The sequence below is a fragment of the Streptomyces sp. NPDC002845 genome (genome assembly GCF_053591955.1).
Window position 1 is genome coordinate 19,752 of the sequence record NZ_JBSFUU010000058.1, and the last position, 18,666, is coordinate 38,417.

General features: G+C 72.0%; 13 protein-coding genes and 2 pseudogenes. 12 read left to right on the plus strand and 3 right to left on the minus strand.

The window, feature by feature from the left end:
- Positions 1–7: 7 nt before the first annotated feature.
- Complete coding sequence (locus ACWD3C_RS33095; RefSeq protein WP_451149862.1) at positions 8–1,258, plus strand: MFS transporter; 1,251 nt, start codon at positions 8–10, stop codon at positions 1,256–1,258.
- A 212-nt stretch (positions 1,259–1,470) separates the two neighbouring features.
- On the opposite strand, the gene ACWD3C_RS33100 is transcribed toward ACWD3C_RS33095, so the two are convergent.
- Positions 1,471–2,196 carry an alpha/beta fold hydrolase gene (locus ACWD3C_RS33100; protein WP_451149863.1) on the minus strand — a complete coding sequence of 242 codons (726 nt, stop codon included), beginning with the start codon at positions 2,194–2,196 and terminating at the stop codon, positions 1,471–1,473.
- 174 nt (positions 2,197–2,370) lie between these two features.
- Between ACWD3C_RS33100 and ACWD3C_RS33105 the strand changes: the two genes are divergently transcribed.
- The 10 genes and pseudogenes from ACWD3C_RS33105 to ACWD3C_RS33150 all read left to right on the plus strand — a co-directional run.
- Positions 2,371–3,177, plus strand: coding sequence for a PaaX family transcriptional regulator (locus tag ACWD3C_RS33105; protein WP_451149864.1), 807 nt, complete (start codon positions 2,371–2,373; stop codon positions 3,175–3,177).
- 90 nt (positions 3,178–3,267) lie between these two features.
- Positions 3,268–4,383: a cupin domain-containing protein gene (locus ACWD3C_RS33110; protein WP_451149865.1), complete on the plus strand. Its 1,116-nt coding sequence runs from the start codon at positions 3,268–3,270 to the stop codon at positions 4,381–4,383.
- Entirely contained in the window at positions 4,380–5,201 is an 822-nt protein-coding gene (locus ACWD3C_RS33115) for a fumarylacetoacetate hydrolase family protein (protein ID WP_451149866.1), read from the plus strand. The genes ACWD3C_RS33110 and ACWD3C_RS33115 overlap by 4 nt, the downstream gene beginning before the upstream one ends.
- Before the next feature lie 2 nt (positions 5,202–5,203).
- Positions 5,204–6,817 carry an FAD-dependent monooxygenase gene (locus ACWD3C_RS33120; protein ID WP_451149867.1) on the plus strand — a complete coding sequence of 538 codons (1,614 nt, stop codon included), beginning with the start codon at positions 5,204–5,206 and terminating at the stop codon, positions 6,815–6,817.
- A 59-nt stretch (positions 6,818–6,876) separates the two neighbouring features.
- Positions 6,877–9,099: an acetate--CoA ligase family protein gene (locus tag ACWD3C_RS33125; protein ID WP_451149868.1), complete on the plus strand. Its 2,223-nt coding sequence runs from the start codon at positions 6,877–6,879 to the stop codon at positions 9,097–9,099.
- Positions 9,099–11,006, plus strand: a complete 1,908-nt coding sequence (locus tag ACWD3C_RS33130) for a (2,3-dihydroxybenzoyl)adenylate synthase (protein WP_451149869.1) — start codon at positions 9,099–9,101, stop codon at positions 11,004–11,006. The genes ACWD3C_RS33125 and ACWD3C_RS33130 overlap by 1 nt, the downstream gene beginning before the upstream one ends.
- Positions 11,003–11,710 carry a maleylpyruvate isomerase family mycothiol-dependent enzyme gene (locus tag ACWD3C_RS33135; RefSeq protein ID WP_451149870.1) on the plus strand — a complete coding sequence of 236 codons (708 nt, stop codon included), beginning with the start codon at positions 11,003–11,005 and terminating at the stop codon, positions 11,708–11,710. The genes ACWD3C_RS33130 and ACWD3C_RS33135 overlap by 4 nt, the downstream gene beginning before the upstream one ends.
- 224 nt (positions 11,711–11,934) lie before the next feature.
- Positions 11,935–12,468 (plus strand): hypothetical protein, encoded by a 534-nt coding sequence (locus ACWD3C_RS33140; protein WP_451149871.1) that lies wholly within the window; start codon positions 11,935–11,937, stop codon positions 12,466–12,468.
- Between the two features lie 179 nt (positions 12,469–12,647).
- Positions 12,648–12,698, plus strand: a pseudogene (locus ACWD3C_RS33145) (hypothetical protein); the annotation flags it as partial.
- Positions 12,699–12,765: 67 nt separating this feature from the next.
- A pseudogene (locus tag ACWD3C_RS33150) lies at positions 12,766–13,145 on the plus strand (UTRA domain-containing protein); the annotation flags it as partial.
- A 174-nt stretch (positions 13,146–13,319) separates the two neighbouring features.
- On the opposite strand, the gene ACWD3C_RS33155 reads toward ACWD3C_RS33150, so the two are convergent.
- Together ACWD3C_RS33155 and ACWD3C_RS33160 are read right to left on the minus strand one after the other, a co-directional pair.
- On the minus strand, positions 13,320–17,474 hold the full coding sequence (locus ACWD3C_RS33155) for a caspase, EACC1-associated type (RefSeq protein ID WP_451149872.1): 4,155 nt from the start codon (positions 17,472–17,474) through the stop codon (positions 13,320–13,322).
- The gene (locus ACWD3C_RS33160) at positions 17,474–17,911 is read right to left on the minus strand and encodes an effector-associated constant component EACC1 (protein ID WP_451149873.1); all 438 of its coding nucleotides are present in this window, start codon (positions 17,909–17,911) and stop codon (positions 17,474–17,476) included. The genes ACWD3C_RS33155 and ACWD3C_RS33160 overlap by 1 nt, the downstream gene beginning before the upstream one ends.
- A gap of 60 nt (positions 17,912–17,971) precedes the next feature.
- Between ACWD3C_RS33160 and ACWD3C_RS33165 the strand changes: the two genes are divergently transcribed.
- Complete coding sequence (locus ACWD3C_RS33165) at positions 17,972–18,118, plus strand: hypothetical protein (protein ID WP_451149874.1); 147 nt, start codon at positions 17,972–17,974, stop codon at positions 18,116–18,118.
- Positions 18,119–18,666: the final 548 nt, after the last annotated feature.

Sequence of the window (18,666 nt, forward strand, 5' to 3'; positions counted from 1 at the left end):
TTTCGCGGTGATCTTGTTCGACGGTTACGACCTCATCGTCTACGGGGCCGTGGTGCCGACCCTGCTGCGATACGAGCCCTGGGGTCTGACGCCGACCGAGGCCGGGCTGATCGGCAGCTACGCCCTCGTCGGGATGCTGGTCGGCGCGCTGGTCGCGGGCGCGGTGACCGACCTGGTCGGCAGGCGGAAGGTGCTGCTGATCAGCGTGAGCTGGTTCTCGCTGGCCATGGCGGGCTGCGCGATGGCGCCGAGCGCCGAGCTCTTCGGCCTGTTCCGCCTGCTCGGCGGGCTCGGCCTCGGTGGCGTGCTGCCCACCGCGATCGCCCTGACCGCCGAGTACTCGGCCGCGCACCGGCGGAGCCTCAACAACGCGCTGATGTTCTCCGGCTATTCGGTGGGCGGGATCCTGTCCGCCGTGCTGGCCCTGGCGCTGCTGCCGCTGTTCGGCTTCCGGATCATGTTCTGGCTCGGCGCGCTGCCGCTCGTGACCGTCGTCCCACTGCTCTGGCGCTTCCTGCCGGAGTCGGTGAGCTACCTCGTCGCCAAGGGCCGTACGGAGGAAGCGGCGCGGGTGGCCGCCCGAGTGGGCGTGCGGGTGCCGGAGGCGTCGGAGGGTTCGGCCGGGCCGGGGGCGAAGAGTGGTGTCGCGGCCCTGTTCACCAGGCGCCACCTCATGCCCGCGGTGCTGTTCGCGGTCACCAGCTTCTTCGGGCTGTTGCTCGTGTACGGGCTCAACACCTGGCTGCCGCAGATCATGAGGTCCGCGGGTTATCCGCTGTCCAGTTCGTTGATGTTCCTGGTGACGATGAACGTGGGCGCGGCCGTCGGTTCCGTCCTGGTGGCGCCGATCGGCGACAGGCTGGGCATGAAGCCGGTCACCGTCGTCACGTTCGTGGCCGCCGCAGTCTCCATCTCCCTGCTGAGCTCGCCCATGGCGGCGCCGGTGATGTACGCGCTGGTGGCGGTCGCCGGGTTCGGCACCATCGGCACCCAGATCATGGTCAACGCGTACGTCGCCATGCACTTCCCGCCCGAGGTCCGTGCGACCGCGCTGGGCTGGACGCTGGGCATCGGGCGGCTCGGCGCGGTCGTCGGTCCGACCTTCGGCGGCATTCTGCTCGCGTCCGACCTGGCCGTGGAGTGGAACTTCTACGCCTTCGCCATACCGGCGGCCGCCGGGGCGCTCATGGTGTTCCTGCTCCCCAAGGGCACCCGTGCCGCTGCTCCCGCGCCCGACGCGGTGCCCGTACGAGCCTGAGCGGTCGGGGCACGCGGCGCCCCGCGCTGTTGCGTCCCTGGCTGCCTGAGCCCCGCGCAGCTTCGGCGGGGAGTGACCCCACCCACCGAACCGGTGAACACACCGAACCGGTGAACACACCGAACCGGTGAACACACAGACCGCCCCGGCTGCGTCCGACGCAGCCGGGGCGGTTCGCCTTTCGGCAGGTTTCGGCACGGTTTCGGCAGGGCTTACGCCTTGAGCAGCGCCGCCGTCAGGTCGTCGGGGCGGGTGAACTGGGCCTCGTGGCTGCCGGCGTACTCGATGACCGGGGTGTCGGGGCCGAGGCGCTGCGGGAAGCGGGGGGTCCAGCCGTACTTGCCCGGAGGCAGGGCCAGGTCCTCGGTGCCGACCACGTAGGAGGCGGGGACGCCGAGCGCGGCCGGGTCGACGGGGGTGACGGTCTCGGTGAAGTAGCGCAGGGGCTGCGGCACCAGCAGAGAGTGGACCAGGCGCTGGGCGCTCTCGTCGCCGTCCTGCATGAAGGCCGACGTGAAGACCTCGTAGGGGAAGACGATGCTGTCGTTCCCGGACGCGGCGGCGAGCTGCCGGAACATCTCCGCGTACTGCGGCGGGACCTCGTCCATCAGGGACCGTCCCTCCGCCGGGACGAACGCGCTCCAGTAGACGAGCCCCCGCAGGCGCGGCGCCAGCCGCGGTGCCGCCGCGGTGAGCGGGTAGCCGCCCCAGCTGTGCCCGACCAGCGTGACGTCCCGCAGGTCGTGCCGCTCGACGAGGTCGACCACGAAGTCGCCGACGTCCGCCAGGCCGTACGTCTGCGGGTCGTCGCCGTCGGCGAGGCCGGGCAGGTCCGGGGCCAGGACGCGGTGACCGGCGGCGCGCAGCCGCTCGGCCACCAGCCGCCAGGTCCAGCCGCTGTGACAGGCGCCGGAGATGAGGACGAAGGTCTGTGCCATGGCGTCTCCTTTGAGGTGAAGTGTGACGCGAAGTGTGACGTGAAGGGTGCCGCCAGGGAGACGGCCGTCGCATGAGTGAAATTCCGGTGGATGAAATATCGGTCGCTTGTGAGACGATCGTCAAGTGGTTGACACGTATAGGGGCAGGGTCCGGCAGGGGCCCAGGAGGTGCTTGTGAAACCGCGGTCACTGGTCTTCGACCTGTTCGGCGACTATCTGCGCTACCGGGGCGGCGACGTCCGGCTGCGCGGTCTGGTCGCGCTGATGGACTGCTTCGACATCCCCGAGAGCACGGTGCGGGTGGTCGCCGCCCGGATGCGCAAGGAGGGCTGGCTGGACAGCCGCCGTGAGGGCAGGGAGACCGTCTACGCCCTCACCGACGCCTCCTGGCGGCTGCTCGACGAGGGCCGGGAGCGGATCTTCGGGCGCGCGCCCGGTCCGTGGGACGGCCAGTGGCACATGGTCATCTACTCGGTGCCCGAGGCCGACCGGGCGCTGCGCGAGCAGCTGCGCAAGAAGCTGTCCTGGCTGGGCTTCGGCCTGCTGTCGGCGTCCGTGTGGATCAGCCCGCACGACCGGATCGCCGAGGTCAGGGAGAGCTTCGCCGACCAGCCCGCGGCGCGGATCGACGCGCTGCACGCCCGCTCCGAGGGGGCGGAGGCCGACCGGGACATGGCGGCCCGCTCCTGGGACCTGACGGCCCTGAACAAGGAGTACACCGAGCTGCTCGACCGCTACCGGCCCCGCCTCGCCGGCTACCGCGCGGGCGAGCTGCGCGGCCGGGACGCGCTGGCCGAGCGCATGCACCTGGTCCACGACTACCGCCTGCTGCCCTTCCGGGACCCCGACCTGCCGCCCGAGCTGCTGCCCGAGGGCTGGGTCGGCCGGCTCGCCCACGAGGTCTTCCTTGAGGCCCATGGGCTGCTGCGGGCGGAGGCGGAGGGGTACGTCGACGAGGCGATCGGCGGTGCCGGGGGCTGACCAGGCGCCGGGGCTGACCGGGTGGCGCAGCTGGCCAGGTGGCGCAGCGCAGAAGAGATGCGTTTCAAAATCTAGACGACCGTTGCGTCAATGTCGTACGTTGGGCTCAGGCAATCCCGAAGGAGTGAGTCCGCCGTGACGATCACCGACGAACGTGCCGCGCTGGAGAGGCTCTACGCCGACTTCGAGGCCGCGCACCTGACACCGCTGTGGACCCAGCGCGAGGGCCTGATGACGCAGGCGCCGCAACCGGACGCCGTGCCCGCCCTGTGGCGCTGGTCGGTGCTCCACCCGCTCGCCGAGCGCAGCGGCGACCTGGTCCCCGTCGGCCGGGGCGGCGAGCGCCGCGCCATCGCGCTGGCCAACCCGGGACTGCCCGGCACCGCGTACGCCACCCCCACCCTGTGGGCCGCGATCCAGTACCTCGGCCCCGGCGAGGAGGCGCCCGCGCACAGGCACACCCAGACAGCCTTCCGCTTCGTGGTGGAGGGAGAGGGCGTGTGGACCAACGTGGAGGGCGACCCGGTGGCGATGCGCCGCGGCGACCTGCTGCTCACGCCCGGCATGCACTTCCACGAGCACCACAACACCACCGAGCAGCCCATGGCCTGGATCGACGGTCTGGACATCCCGCTCGTGCGCCAACTCGACGCGGGATTCTTCGAGTTCGGCCCGGACCGGCTGGCCACCCGCGCCACCCCCGCCGCCTCCCGCAACGAGCGGCTGTGGGGCCACCCGGGCCTGCGCCCGGTCGGCGCCCCCGCCACCCCCGCCTCCCCGCTCATGGCGTACCGCTGGGAGCACACCGACGCGGCGCTCACCGCCCAGCTGGAGCTGGAGGACGAGGGCCACCCGGGCGTGGTCGAGCCCGGCCACGCGGTCGTACGGTTCACCGATCCGGCCACCGCGCGCGACGCCCTGTCCACCATCCGCACCGAGATGCACCGGCTGCGCCCCGGGACCCGCACCGCGACCACCCGCGTGGTCGGCTCCGCCGTCTGGCAGGTCTTCGACGGCACCGGCACGGTCGAGGTCGGCGACCAGCGCTACGACGTCGCCAAGGGCGACCTGTTCGCCGTCCCCTCCTGGGCCCCGCTGACCCTCTCCACCACCGACTGCGGCCTGGACGCCTTCCGCTTCTCCGACGACCCCGTCTACGAGGCCATCGGCCTCGCCCGCACGCACCGAGAGGAGCCGTCCGCATGAGGCTCGCGACCATCCGCACCCCCGAGGGCACCCGCGCCGTCCGCGTGGACGAGGACGCCGCCGTCGAACTCGGCCACCTGGACCTGGGCGCGCTGCTGCGCCGCCCCGGCTGGCGGGCCGAGGCGGCCGCCGCGGACGGACCCCGCCACGACCCGGCCGGGCTGGACTACGCGCCGCCCGTCCCGTCCCCCGAGAAGATCGTGTGCGTCGGGCTCAACTACCGCAACCACATCCTGGAGATGGGCCGCGAGCTGCCCGAACACCCCACGCTGTTCGCGAAGTTCGCCCGCGCCCAGGTCGGGGCCCACGACCCGGTCGTCCTGCCCGCCGGATCCGACGCGGTGGACTGGGAGGCCGAACTCGGCGTGTACATCGGCGCCGAGGTCCGCCACGCCACGCCCGACGAGGCCCGCGCCGCGATCGCCGGGTACACCGTCGTCAACGACGTCACCGCACGCGACTTCCAGTACCGCTCGCCGCAGTGGCTGCAGGGCAAGACCTTCGAGGCCAGTACACCGGTGGGTCCCTGGCTGGTGGTCACGGAGGAGGAGCAGCCGCTGTCACGGGAGTTGACCTGCACGGTCGACGGCGAGCTGATGCAGAAGGCCGACACCGGCGACCTGGTCTTCGACCCGGCGGCCCTGGTCGCGTACGTCTCGGCCATCGTCACCCTCGCGCCCGGCGACCTGATCGCCACCGGCACCCCCGGCGGCGTCGGCCACGCCCGCAAGCCCCCGCGCTATCTGACCGAGGGCAGCGAGCTGGTGACCCGCGTCGAGGGCGTCGGCGAGTGCCGCAACACCCTGGTGAGGGGCTGACCATGCGTATCGCTGTCGTCGGCGGAGGCCCGGGAGGGCTGTTCTTCGCCGCCCTGATCCGGCAGGCCGACCCGTCCGTCGAGGTGACGGTCTTCGAACGCAACCGGGCCGACGACGCGTTCGGCTTCGGCGTGGTGTTCTCCGACCGTACGCTCGCCGGCATCCACGACGCCGACCCCGTGCTCCGTGAGGCGCTGGACACACACGGCCGGCACTGGGACGACATCGAGGTACGGCTCAAGGGGGAGCGGATCCGCTGCGGCGGCAACGGCATGGCCGCGATCGTCCGCCGCACCCTGCTGGCGCTGCTCCAGGAGCGGGCCCGCGACCTGGGCGCGGACCTCCGCTTCGAGACCGAGGCGAACCCGGACGGCCTGGCCGACCTGGACGGCTACGACCTCGTGGTCGCCGCCGACGGCACGTCGTCGCGGATCCGCGACGCCCTGGCGCGGCGCCTGGAGCCGGCCGTCGAGACGGCGACGGCGAAGTTCATCTGGTTCGGCACGGACTACCTGTTCGACGGGCTCACCTTCGTCCACGAACGCGGACCGCACGGCGTCTTCGCCGTACACGGCTACCCGATCAGCGCCGACGTGAGCACATTCATCGTCGAGACGGACGAGGCGACCTGGCGCGCCGCCGGGCTCGACGCCTTCGACGTGACCCAGCCGCCCGGCCCGAGCGACCTGGTCACCAAGGCGTACCTGGAGAAGCTGTTCGCCGACCAGATCGACGGACACCGGCTCCTGGTCAACAACTCCCGCTGGGGCAACTTCCGTACCCGCCGCACCCGCCACTGGTACGTCACCGAGCCCCGCCCGGTGGTGCTGCTCGGCGACGCCGCGCACACCGCGCACTTCTCCGTCGGCTCCGGCACCAAGATGGCGATGGAGGACGCGATCGCGCTCTCCGCCGCCCTCACCAAGCACGCCGACGACCTCCCGGCCGCCCTCGCCGCGTACGAGGCCGCCGCCCGGCCGTCGGTCGAGGCGATCCAGAACGCGGCCCGGCCCAGCCTGGGCTGGTGGGAGCACTTCGGCGAGTACCACGACGCCTTCGAGCCGTGGCAGTTCGCCTACCACTTCCTCTCCCGCAGCATCACGGACGGACGGCTGGCACGGCGGGCGCCGGACTTCGTCCGGTCCAGCCACGCCCAGTGGCAGGCGCGCCACGGTGCCGAGCCCCTGGACACCCCGCTCGACCTCGGCGCGGTGCGGCTGCCCGGCCGGGTCATGCTGGTCGGCCCCGACGGCACCACCGCGGTGGGCGGCACCGGAGAACCGCTGCCGCTGCGGGAGTCCGCGCCGGACAGCCGGGAGCCCTGGGGCGCCCGCATCACGGCCCCCGACGACGAGTCCGGTCTCCCCGCCGCGTACGCACGGCTCGCCGACCTGGCCGACCTCGCCGCCGGTCCGCTGCTGGTCGCCGTACACGGAGGTACGGCGTACACTCGCGCCCTGCTCACCGAGCGGGCCCGGCTGCGCCACGCACTGCCCGCGCTGCTGGTCGACGACACGCTGGACCGGGACCGCGCGGTCACCGCCGTGCTGTCCGGGCGGACCGACCTGGTCGGTGCCGCCGCCGAGACCGTCGCGGCGTGGGAGGTGACCCGATGACGGACACGGCATCAACGGACATGGCATCAACGGACATGGCATCAGGTGGGGCCCTCACCGTGGTCACCGCATTCGAGGAAACCGCCCCGAGCGATGGGCTCGACGGACTCGACGCCCTCTTCGCCCCCCGCGGCATCGCCGTCATCGGCGCCTCCCGCGACCCGGCGAAACTGGGCGCCGCACTGGCCCGCTCGGTCGCCGCGTTCCCCGGGCACGTGGCGCCGGTCAACGCGCGCGACCCGCAGCCGGCTTCCGGCGTCCACGCGTCGGTCGAGGAGGCCGCCGAGCACGGCCCCGTCGACCTCGCCCTGGTCTGCCTCCCGGCCAGGGCCTGCGCGGACGCCGTCGCCGAGGCAGCCAAGGCCGGGGCGCGGGCCGCCGTGGTCTACGGGGGCGGGTTCGCCGAGGCCGGACCGGAGGGCGAGCGGTACCAGCGGGAGCTGGCCGACGTCGCCGAGCGCACCGGCATCCGGCTGCTCGGCCCGAACACCTCGGGGTTCCTCGCGCCCGGCCGGGGTCTCACCGCCAGCTTCGTGCCGGGAGCGGCCGACGTGCCCGCCGGCCGGATCGCCGTAGTGGCGGCCAGCGGGGGAGTGAACCACGCGCTGGCGTTCCTGCTCGGCGAGGCCGGGCACGGGGTGAGCCTCGCGGTCGGGCTCGGCAACAGCGCGGACGTCACGACCGCCGACGTACTGGAGCACCTGGCCGACGATCCGCACACCACCGCCGTGGCCCTGCACATCGAGTCCGTGGGCGACGGCCGGCGCCTGACCGACGCGGTCGCACGTCTCGCCGCCACCCGCCCCGTCGTCGCACTCGTCGTCGGCCGCCACGACGTCGGCGCCTTCGCCGCCTCCCACACCGGCGCCCTCGCCACCTCCTGGCGCACCACCCGCGCCGCCCTCGCCCAGGCGGGCGCCGTACTGGTGGACGACGAACGCGAACTGGTCGACGCGGTGGGCGCCCTGTCCCTCGTACGGCTGCCCGCGGCCGCCGACCCGGGAGTGGGCGTAGTGACCGCGCAGGCCGGGCCGGGACTGCTGCTCCTGGACGACCTGCGCGGGCGACGCGCCGCCGTACCCGAGCTGGGCGCGGACACCCGGCGCGCGCTGGCCGAGGTGCTGCCGCCGCTGACGTACCAGGCCAACCCGGTCGACACCGGCCGCCCCGGCCCCGGCTTCGCCGCCGTACTGGACGCGGTGGCAGCCGATGAGGCCGTGGACCTGATCGCCGGGTACGCGCTGCACGAGCCCGGCGCCTTCGACCTGGTCGAGGCCGTCGACACGGTCAGGGGGAGCGTGCCGTTGGTGCTCGGCGTCGGTGGCGCGGGGGAGGACGTACGACGGGTGCGCCGCGTCCTGCTGGAGCGGGGCGTGCCGGTGGCCGGTGACCCGCACGGGCTCGCCGCCATGACCGGCGCCCTGCTCGCCGACGCCCGCGCCCGGCGCCGTACGACGACCCGGGCGGGCGCACCTCGGGTGGCCGTGGAGCCCGGTTCCGGACCCTGGGACTCCGGCCCTGGAACCTGGGACCCCCGCCCCGAACCCTGGGACGAGGACCGGGCCAAGACGCTCCTCGGCGCGCTCGGCGTGCCGACCATGCCCCGCCGGGCCTGCGCCGACCGCGCGGAGGCCCACCGGGCGCTGGCCGAACTGCCCGGCCCGGTGGCGGTGAAACTGCTGGACGCGGCCGTGCTGCACAAGACCGAGATCGGTGGCGTCCGGCTGGGCGTGCGCACCCCGGACGAGCTGGACGCCGCCCTCGACGCGATCGAGGCGGCGGGAGTCTCGCCCACGCGGCGGCAGCCGCACAGCCGACGCTTCCTGGTCGAGTCGATGGCCCCGGCCGGCGTGGACCTCGTGGTCGGCGCCCGCCGCGACCCGGTGTTCGGCCCGGTCGTCCTGGTCGGGCTCGGCGGCACCACCGCCGAAGCCCTGGCGGACGTGAGCATCCGGCTCGCCCCGCTCGGCGCGGAGGAAGCCGCGGCCATGCCCGCCGAGCTGGCCGGACACGCCCTCCTCGACGGCTGGCGCGGCGGACCGGTACTGGACCGCACCGCGCTCGGCGAGACGGTGGCGGCCCTCGGTGACCTGCTCGCCGCCCACCCGGGACTCGCCGAGATCGAAATCAACCCGCTGCGGCTGACCGCCCAGGGCCTCGTAGCGCTGGATGCTGTCTGTTTCGCTGCGGAAGCCGCGGAAGCCGCGGAAACCACTGAGACCACTGAGACCACTGAAGTCGCTGAAACCACTGAAGCCGCTGCGAGAGAAGGTGGTGACTGATGGCCGCACCCATCAGTGAGGGAACGGTTCCCTGGCCGCAGGCCGACGCCGACCGCTACACGGCGGCCGGATACTGGGCGGGCCGCCCGCTGGGCGATCTGCTGCGCGAGACGGCCGACCGCACGCCGGAGGCGACCGCGCTCGTCGACGGCGAGCTCCGCCTGACCTACGCCCAACTCGCCGACCGCGCGGACGCGCTGGCGCTGCGGCTGCTCGGCCTCGGGCTCGCCCCCGGCGACCGGATCGTGGTCCAGCTGTCCAACGGCTGGGAGTTCACCGTCCTGACCTGGGCCTGCCTGCGCGCCGGGATCGTGCCGGTGATGGCGCTGCCCGCGCACCGCCGCCTCGAACTGGCCTACCTGGCCGCGCACTCCGAGGCCGCCGCCATCGCCGTACCCGACCGGCTGCGCGACTTCGACCACCAGGCGCTTGCCCACGAACTCGGCAAGGAGGTCCCGGGCCCCTGGCACGTCCTGGTCGCCGGGGACGAGGTCGGCCCCGGCAGCGTGGACCTGCGCGCCCTGTGCGCACCCGGCGAGGACCTGGCGGCCGACCGGGCCCGCCCAGGGCCTGTGTCGGAAGTGGCGCCTGGCGGGCGACGCCTGGCACGTACTCTCGCCGCACCGGGCGAAAGCCCAAGTGAGTCCAGTACGAGGGCTTTCGCCCGGCACGCCGAGAGCACGCTCCCCCACGCTCGAACCCGAGCTCGCGCGGGGGCACCCCCATCGCCGCCGCCCGGCCCGCCCTCCGGGCGGACGACGCCACTTCCGACACAGGCCCTGGACGCCGCCGCCCCCGGCAGCCGCGACGTCGCGGTGTTCCTGCTCTCCGGCGGCACCACAGGCCTGCCCAAGCTGATCGCACGCACCCACGACGACTACGCCTACAACGCCCGCGCAAGCGCCGAGGTCAGCGGCGTCGACGCCGACACCGTCTACCTGGTGAGCCTGCCCGCCGGGCACAACTTCCCGCTGGCCTGCCCGGGCATCCTGGGCACCCTGCTGGCCGGCGGCCGGGTGGTGATGCTGCCGAGCCCCGAACCGGCCCGCGCCTTCGCCACCATCGCGGCGGAAGGCGTGACCCACACGGCCGTCGTGCCCGCGGTCGCCGGACGCTGGCTGGAACACGCCGAGCAGCACGGGGCACAGCAGGCGAGCAGCCTGCGCGTCCTGCAGGTCGGCGGATCCCGGCTCGCCGACGAACTGGCCCGCCGGGTGCGCCCCGTACTCGGTACGACGCTCCAGCAAGTGTTCGGCATGGCCGAGGGCCTGCTCAACTACACCCGCCTCGACGACCCCGAGGACGTCGTGTGCACCACCCAGGGCCGCCCCATGTGCCCGGACGACGAGGTACGGCTGGTCGACGAACTCGACCAGGACGTCCCCGACGGCGAGCCCGGCTCCCTGCTCACCCGCGGCCCCTACACCCCCCGCGGCTACTACCGCGCCCCCGAGCACAACAAGCGGGCGTTCACCGAAGACGGCTGGTACCGCAGCGGTGACATCTGCCGCCGCACGCCGGAGGGCAACCTCGTCGTCGAGGGCCGGGACAAGGACATGATCAATCGGGGCGGGGAGAAGGTCTCCGCGGAGGAGGTCGAGAACCTCGTCTACGAGCTCACCGACGTCAGCCAGGCGGCGGCCGTGGCCATGCCCGACTCGACGCTGGGCGAGCGCGTCTGCCTCTACGTCGTCGCCAGGCCGGAGCACGACGCCCCCACCCTGGACGGGATCCGCGCCGCCATGGAGGAGGCCGGGGTGGCCCGCTTCAAGCTGCCCGAACACCTCGTGTGCGTCGAGGAGCTGGCCGCGACCAAGGTGGGCAAGATCGACAAGAAGGCGCTGCGCGCGGACATCGCGGCCCGCCTGACCGCCACGGGCCGAGGAAACACGGGAAACACCCCATGACAAGCCGCCACGACCTCACGGTCACCCTGCCGTGGATGCACGAGGGCACGGCCCTGCTGTCGGGCGTGGCCGACGGCCTCACCGACGACGACCTGCGCGCTCCCAGCGCCCTCCCCGGCTGGACCAGAGCGCACGTCATCGGCCACGTGGCCCGCAATGCCGAGGCCCTCGTCCGCCTGGCCACCTGGGCACGCACCGGCGTCCCCACCCCGATGTACGCGAACCGCGAGCAACGCGCCGCCGAGATCGAGTCCTCGGCGGCTCTCCCGCCCGACGTACTGCGGGGGCAGCTGAAGTCCACGGCCGCGGAACTGCAGGACGCCCTGGCGGCCCTCGACCCCACCGCCTGGCAGGCCGAGGTCAAGAGCGCCCTGGGGCGCACCATCCCGGCCGCCGAGATCCCCTGGATGCGGGTACGCGAGGTGTGGCTGCACGCCGTCGACCTGGCATCGGGAACGACCTTCACGGACCTCCCCGCCCCCCTGATCGACACCCTCCTCGACGACGTCACCGCCACCCTGTCCACCCGCCCCGAATGCCCGGCGGTCCGCCTCACTCCCACCGACCGCGAGACGACCTGGCACCTCGGCCCGCCGACGACCCAGGCATCCCTGCGGGCCGAGGCACCAGCCGCAGAACTCCTGGCCTGGACGACCGGCCGCTCGTCCCGACCCGAACCGGTGCGCCTGCCGCCCTGGCTGTAACAGGCTGCGCCCGCCCGGAAGGCCGTGCGAAGCCCTACACAACAAACAAACTCCAGGCCGCGAGCCTGGGGTTCCGCGTCGGATCGCACCGCTGTTGACCGTGGTTGTCCGCGCTTACGGGTCTTACGGGCACGGACTGGGCACGGCCTCGACCATGTCGCCACGCGTGAGTTTCGGCGTCGCAGAACGGCTCCTGTCCGATTTTCGAAGTGTCAGGAGTTCAAGTGGAGTTACGTACGAGACCAGGGCACGCGGTCGTGGCAGCAGGGGTGGTTTTCGCGGCCCTTCTGCTGGCCGGTGTCCCGGGCGGGGTGGCACAGGCCACGCAGCCCGGTGAGTCGGCCGGCGGGCGTTCCGGGGCGGTGAAGACGGTGACGCTGGTCACCGGCGACCGGGTCCTGGTGGACGGCGCCGGCCAGGTCACCGGGGTGGAGCGGTCGAAGGGCCGGGAGCGGATGCCGTTCTCGGTCCGGGTGGTCGCCGGGCACACTCAGGTGGTGCCCGGTGACGCCGAACTGTTGCTGGCTCAGGGCAAGTTGGATGCACGGCTGTTCGATGTGACCCAGCTGGTCGCGGACGGCTACGACGACGCCGGCCGTTCCGACCTGCCGCTGATCGTCACCTTCCGGGGCAAGAATGCGCCCTCGATGAGCCCGTTCACCGGGGCCGGGGCGCGGATCGGCGTGCACTTCCCGTCGTCGACGGGAAGGCGATGCGTCCCGTCAAGAAGCGTGGCGCCGGGTTCTGGGACGCCGTGACCGACACCGGCGCCGCCCGTCGCGATGCCGCGGGAACAGCGGAGTTCACTGCTTCGACGGCGGTGGAGAAGGTGTGACTGGACGGCCGGCGCCGGGCCACCCTCGACAAGAGCGCGCCGCAGATCGGCGCGCCGACGGCCTGGTCCGCCGGTTACGACGGCACCGGGGTCAAGGTCGCTGTGCTGGACACCGGGGTCGACACGGCCCACCCCGACCTGGCGGGTCAGGTGATCGCGGAGCGGGACTTCTCCGACTCCTCCGGCACCACCGACAAGTTCGGGCACGGCACCCAACGTCTCCGCGCGGCTCGGGTCGGTGCGGCGGGTGCTCGCCCGGCGTCGGCGGTATCTGCTGGACGGGCGACCGGTCGAGTTCGCCACCTCCTATCTTCCCCTCGACATCGCGCGCGATACGCCGATCGCCGAGCCCGACCCCGGGCCCGGCGGCATCTACGCCCGGCTGAGGAGCTGGGCCACCGCCTCGACCACTTCGAGGAGGAGATCCGGGCCCGGATGCCCTCGCCTGCCGAGGTCAAGACGCTGCGGCTGGCTTCCGGTGTGCCCGTGATCCGTCTCGTCCGGACCGCGTTCGACACCGAGGGGCGGGCCGTGGAGGTCTGCGACACGGTGATGGCGGCGGACGCGTACGTGTTGTCGTACCAGCTTCCGGCGACGTGAGCAGGTGAGCGCATGACCGGCGGTGGTGCGCGGGGCCGTTTCTCCGAACTCGTACACCCGAGAGGCATATGGCGTGGAGATGGTGCGGTTGCTGCTCAGTGTCGGGTTTGACGACCTACGTCCGACGCCGGGTTCTCAGAGAACTCGCCCTGCCGGACACATGATTCGGCTCGCTCATCCGCCGTTGGGACCACCGAAGAAGCCGCCGCTGTCTCCCCCGCTGTCTCCCCCACTGTTGGTGTTGGTGGGTTCGGCGGTCTCTGTCGGCTGAGCAGAGGCGCTCTGGCTTGGCGTGGCGGACTTCTCGTCGTTTCCGCCGCCGTTGATGGTGCCACCGCCTGAGCCGCTGGAGGTCGTGGACGCGGATCGGGTGGGCCACGGTGTCTCTGATGGTGTGGCGGCCGGTTCTTGTTGCAGGACGAAGCTCGTTGTCGCCTTCTCATTCAGCACAAGCGCCTCGGCCAGGTAGGTGCCGGAGGATGCGGGGCCGGCCTGGTCGCAGCCCTTGGTGTTGGGCCTGCGGTCCCAGTGGAAGTCGACGGTGGCGGGCTTGTTGCGCGCAAGCTGTACCCAGCGCTGCCCGTTATGGCCGGACGCGCAGGCAGATGACTTCCACATCTCCACGGAGTCCCCGGCTTCGGTCACCATGAGGTAGGCATCAGTACGGCTGAGGTTGATCCGGCAAGGCAACGGGCCGCCGACAGCGGTGTCCGCCCTCACCGACAGTTTCAGGTGCGGGTCCTCGTCGACGTAGCTGTTGAAAACCGAGGTCAGTCGCACGGTGATCTCGGCGCCGGTGCAGGCCCTCAATCCCATGATCGCTGCTGTGTTGACCGGCTGGCTGCCGATGTCGGCCACGTCATCGGCAGCCGGCCGGCTGGGCAGCGCGGTGCGGGACGGTGAGGCCGACGAAGACGTCGGAGACGTGGGTGAGGCCCCGTGGCCTGCCGGACTCTCGGAGCCCCCGGGAATCGGCAGCAAGGCCAGCCCCAGGCCCACCCCGACAACGCTTGCGACCGCCACTGACAGCGCACGCCACGGCACACCCTTCGGCACGGTTCCCCCGCCACCAGGAGCATCGTCGCCGACGGCCTGCGCAGTGTCCTCACGTGAGTCGCCTGTTCGTGTGGCGTCGTCATCGGACGGGAGCGGGGGCGAGGCAGGTGCAGGTGCCGGATGCTCCTGCTCAGAGAGCCCTTCATGTTCGTTCGTCACCGGGATTGCTGCCGGGGCGGGGCCGCGCCTGTCTCGGTGTGCGTCGAAGCGGCCCAGCAACTCCTCGGCGGTCTCCTCCATGCCGAGGTCACGCAACGACCGCGCCATCCGGGCCACCAGCCAGGACGGGTTCTGCTCAGCCATCCAGATGCTCAGATGCCTGATCTGGTCCTGCTGTCTCGCAGCATGGAGCGCCTGTACGACGCGCGCTACCTGTACGTCCGAGTCCTGACGTGAACTCAGCCCCAGGAACACGGCCTCCATGTCCGTCACTGCGCCGGACGTGGTTTCCAGGAGGCTCAGAAGCTCGGACAACGACGCAGGGGACAGCTCGCGCCCTGCCTGCCTCAGTCGTTCCGGGGCCATTCGATGGCGAAGGGTGTGCCGCGCGTTGCCCAGCGAGGACCACTCCTCCCAGGCCCGCACCGCGTCAGCGTCCCGCCCTTGTTCCCGCCATGTCTGTGCCTGTCCGACCTGTTGGACTCGCAGCTTCCACAGGCGAGTGACGGCGGCTTCCGGAATCGCCGGATCCTGGAGGACTTCCACGAAGTCAAGCCGGTCCGCCACGCATGCCAGTGCTGCCAGTGCATCGACCCCCTCGACGGGAGCCAACGTTGCGTACAAGCGCCCGACATCCTGCCCCGGAAGATCGGCGAAGAGCTCCCGGACCAGCACATCGAGCAGACGGAGTGCCTCTCGCCCGCCTTGCTCGCGCACATGACGGACCAGTCCGGCCAGTCCCTCGGCAGGTGCCTCGGCAGGTGCCTCGGCAGGTGCCTCGGCAGGTGCCTCGTAGAGCATCCGGCCGATGGCGAGCAGCAGTTTCCTGCGCCGTGATGACGGTCTGTCGACGAAGCAACGCAGCACGCGGACAACGGCGGGGCCGGTCAGTCGTCCCATGGCAGGAAAAAGAAGTTCGACCAGCTGCGACCATCCCTTGTGGCGCTGGGCCGCGGCGCTCAGCACGTCCTCGAGGGCGGTATCCGTCCCCTCTGCCAGCAGTTCGAGCAGTCGGTCGGCCTCTGCCAGACGGCCGTTCGTCCAGAGGCTGCTGAGCAGCGGTTCGAGCCATGCCGCCGGCACGTGAGCGGCGACTTCGGCGTGCAGGACGTCGATGCCCACGGCGTCGGCGAGAGGCACGAGCGCCTCCAGCACCTCCTTCTGCGGGCGGTTGCGGGCGGCGGCGACGAGGGTCCCGGCATCTTCCGGGAGTCCGGCGTCCCGGAGGGTCAGGGCGGCGGTCGCGGAGAAGACGGCGGGCTGCCGCGCCACCCACTTGAGGAGCCGCTCGGGCTCACCGTGCGAGGCGCCCCGGAGGGCAGCGACGAGCAGCCCGGCTACGACGGGCCCGCGCTCCGCGGTGGTCTCCAGCAGCTGCTGGCTGTCCAGCGGACGTCCCACGTCCCGCAGGGCATCGGCGAAGCGTACGACATCGGAGGGGTCGCGCTCCTCGCTCGCCCACAGGAACAGATCCAGCACTCTGCCCGGGTGGTCACGGCGCAGTTGCGCCGCGGCGTCCAGCACCTGTTCGGAGGTGGCCCGGCTTGCGGCCTCCCGGACGGCGTTGTCGGCCCAGTCGAGATCCAGAGACCGCAGCGCGAAGGCCCAACGCACCTGGTGGAGTGGCGCGGGTCCCCCCTTGAGCAGGGCTCCGAGGAGTTTCCGGGCGCCGTCGAAGTGACCGCTGTCCGCCATCTCCCGCAGCAGCAAGGCGATCTCGTGCCGGGACTTCGCGGCGGCGAGGGCGTCCGGCAGGCGCCGATACAGGCGGAAGGCGAGGTCCTTCACTCCGGCGGTTCGCAACAGATCCGCGACGGTGAGCATGTCCTCCGCCGAGCGCTCCGTCCACATCGCGTCGAGCGCCTGGTACAGGAGCTCACTCCTGACCTTCCCCTGCAGGGACTCCATCAGCCGCGCCGCGTCCACCGGCTGCTGCCGGATCAGTACGAGTGAGACCAGCCGGACCGCGGCGTCCTCCTGCTGCTCCCGCACGAGCAGCAGGGTGCTCGCCGCCACATGGGCCGGCTCTCGGCACGTCAGGCAGGACAGCACCTCGTCGGCCAGAGCGTCGGCTCCCAGCCGGGCCAGAACGAGCAGGCACCCGACGGCGTCGGATGCCTGCCGCAAGGCGAGGCCCGCGCAGACCTGTCCGGCTTCCGCCCGCCGGTCCGCTCTCTCCAGGTGCAGCAAGAGGGCCGCGACCTCTTGGACGGGCCAGCGGGACGCGGCGGCCGCGAGGACCTGGTCGGCCTGCCCCTCCGTTCCGCGATGGCGCAAGTCCTCGGCGAAACCGGCCAGTTCTGCGGGAGTGCCGCGCAAGGCGTTGGCGTGGCTGGGCGGCAGGTTCACGCGCTCCTGCACAGCAGGGAGCGGCAGCCGCGGTCCCCGCCGGTTGCGTACGAGCGTGATGGAGCGACCGCCGTTGCGGATCCGCTGCTGCGGAACGGGATGGCCCTTCGCCCGCAGCCCGCACAGCACGGACCTGTAGATGGTCTCCATGTCAAGGAATTCCGGGCCGTCGGGAATCCCCTCGGACAGAACCCTGAGCAGTTCACCCGTGAAAGCGGTGAAGCGCTCGCCCGGGGGTGCCAGCGACAGTCTGTTCTCGGCGGAGGCAGTCATGACGTAGGAGCCGTCGACTTCGGTGTGATCCGCCATCTCCACCGCTGGGCCCATGTGGCCTTCCAGTGCCAGCCCACTGAAGCAGCTGTCCACGATGACCACCTTGTTGCGTGCCCCGCCGCCCGCATCCAGCATCACGTTCCGCAGCTTGGAGAACTCCAGGGCGCGATAGAGCCGATCGCGGCGGGTGTCCGGCAGTGCGAGGCAGAGCTCGGAGTGGGGGGAGACCAGGCCGTGCCCGGCGAAATACAGCACGAAGGTGTCGCGCGTCTCGGCTGCGGCCTCGTAGACCGCCTCCAGGACCTCTCCGCCGGCGGCGGGGTTGAGCAGAGTGGTGCAGTGCTCCTTGGGAAGGCCCCAAAGATCATCGCGGATGAAGAGTGCGCCCATGTCGGTCACGTTGTTGGCAACCGCCGGCAGAGCCGCGAGTTCCGTGTAGTCCGAGACACCAATGATGACGGCCCGCGATGTGGCGGTATCGGGCAGGGGCATTACTGGCCTTCCACGGTCCCTTCCGCGGTACCTGTGGCTTCGCCGGTACCCGCCGTCCGCGACGCCGTCCCCGACGCCGCCCGCGACTCGGCTTCCTCGGCGGTGCGAAGCGCCTCGACGATGCGCCGCACGGTCTCCTCGTTCCCGTCCTGGACCGTCAGGGTTCCACCGGGGAAGGTGATGGTCACCGCGGGCGCGGAAGGACGCGCCGTACGCCAGGTCGCGTACGCCACCGCGAGGTTGAGCGCGGCGATTCCCTGCCCCAGCACGAGCTCGATGACGTCCGTCGCACCCATCGTGCCCGGTTCGCCACGGCTCTGGAGACTGAGCGCCTGCACCTCCCGCCGGAACTCCATGTCGCCACGCAACCAGCCGTAGAGATCGGCGACCGTCACGCCGGTGTCGTCCTGCTCGGCAGGACCGATGGTGATGCGCACCAAGCCTCCCCCACTGTGTGCGCGTCGAGTGTAGTGAAGCGCACGATGTCCGGACGGACGATGAATAAAACGCAGAAGTCGCTGATCGGATACTCCACCCCGAGGCCCTGTCACGCGTACGCACCGGTCCTGCACTACGACCTCGTCGACGGCCCCAGGGAGCTCGTCCACCCCCTGCTTGCTCCCAGGCTGTCCGTGCGGTCGTGATCAGCGCTGCCGTGCCTGTGGCGGCTGCTGGGGCTGGAGCGGCTGCTGCCGTGAGGTCCGGAGCGTAGGGCGCTGTGCTGCGCTGCCGACTCGTGCTGCTCTGCGGGCCTGTGCTGCGGGCCTGTGCTGCGCGGGCTCGTGCGCTGGGTGCCGGCCTTGCGCTGAGGCGTTGCCTGCGCGGCGTGTTCGGGCACGGCGTCGAGGAACATCGCCAGGGCGGCGTCGTCCTCGGGGGCGGGCTCGCGGAGCATCGCGCGTACTGCGCGGGCGTGGTGGTGTTCGGCGCGGATGCGGGAGCGGGTGGCGCGTCCGTGTGGTCACGCGGCCTCACTCCCGATACGTCGGTCGGGAGCACTCGTTGACTCACGTCAGCCAGGAAAGTACAACGCTTGAGCCTTCTACGTCTCCGGCGTTGACGCAGGCGTGGTGGGCGATTGCCGCAACCTCGCCACCTGATGGCGTTCACGGCGGCCCGGAGGGAGGGGCCTGTCAACTGCTCAGGGACAGGTTCCCGGGTACTCAGGGACAGGTTCCCGGGCTCAGTCTCG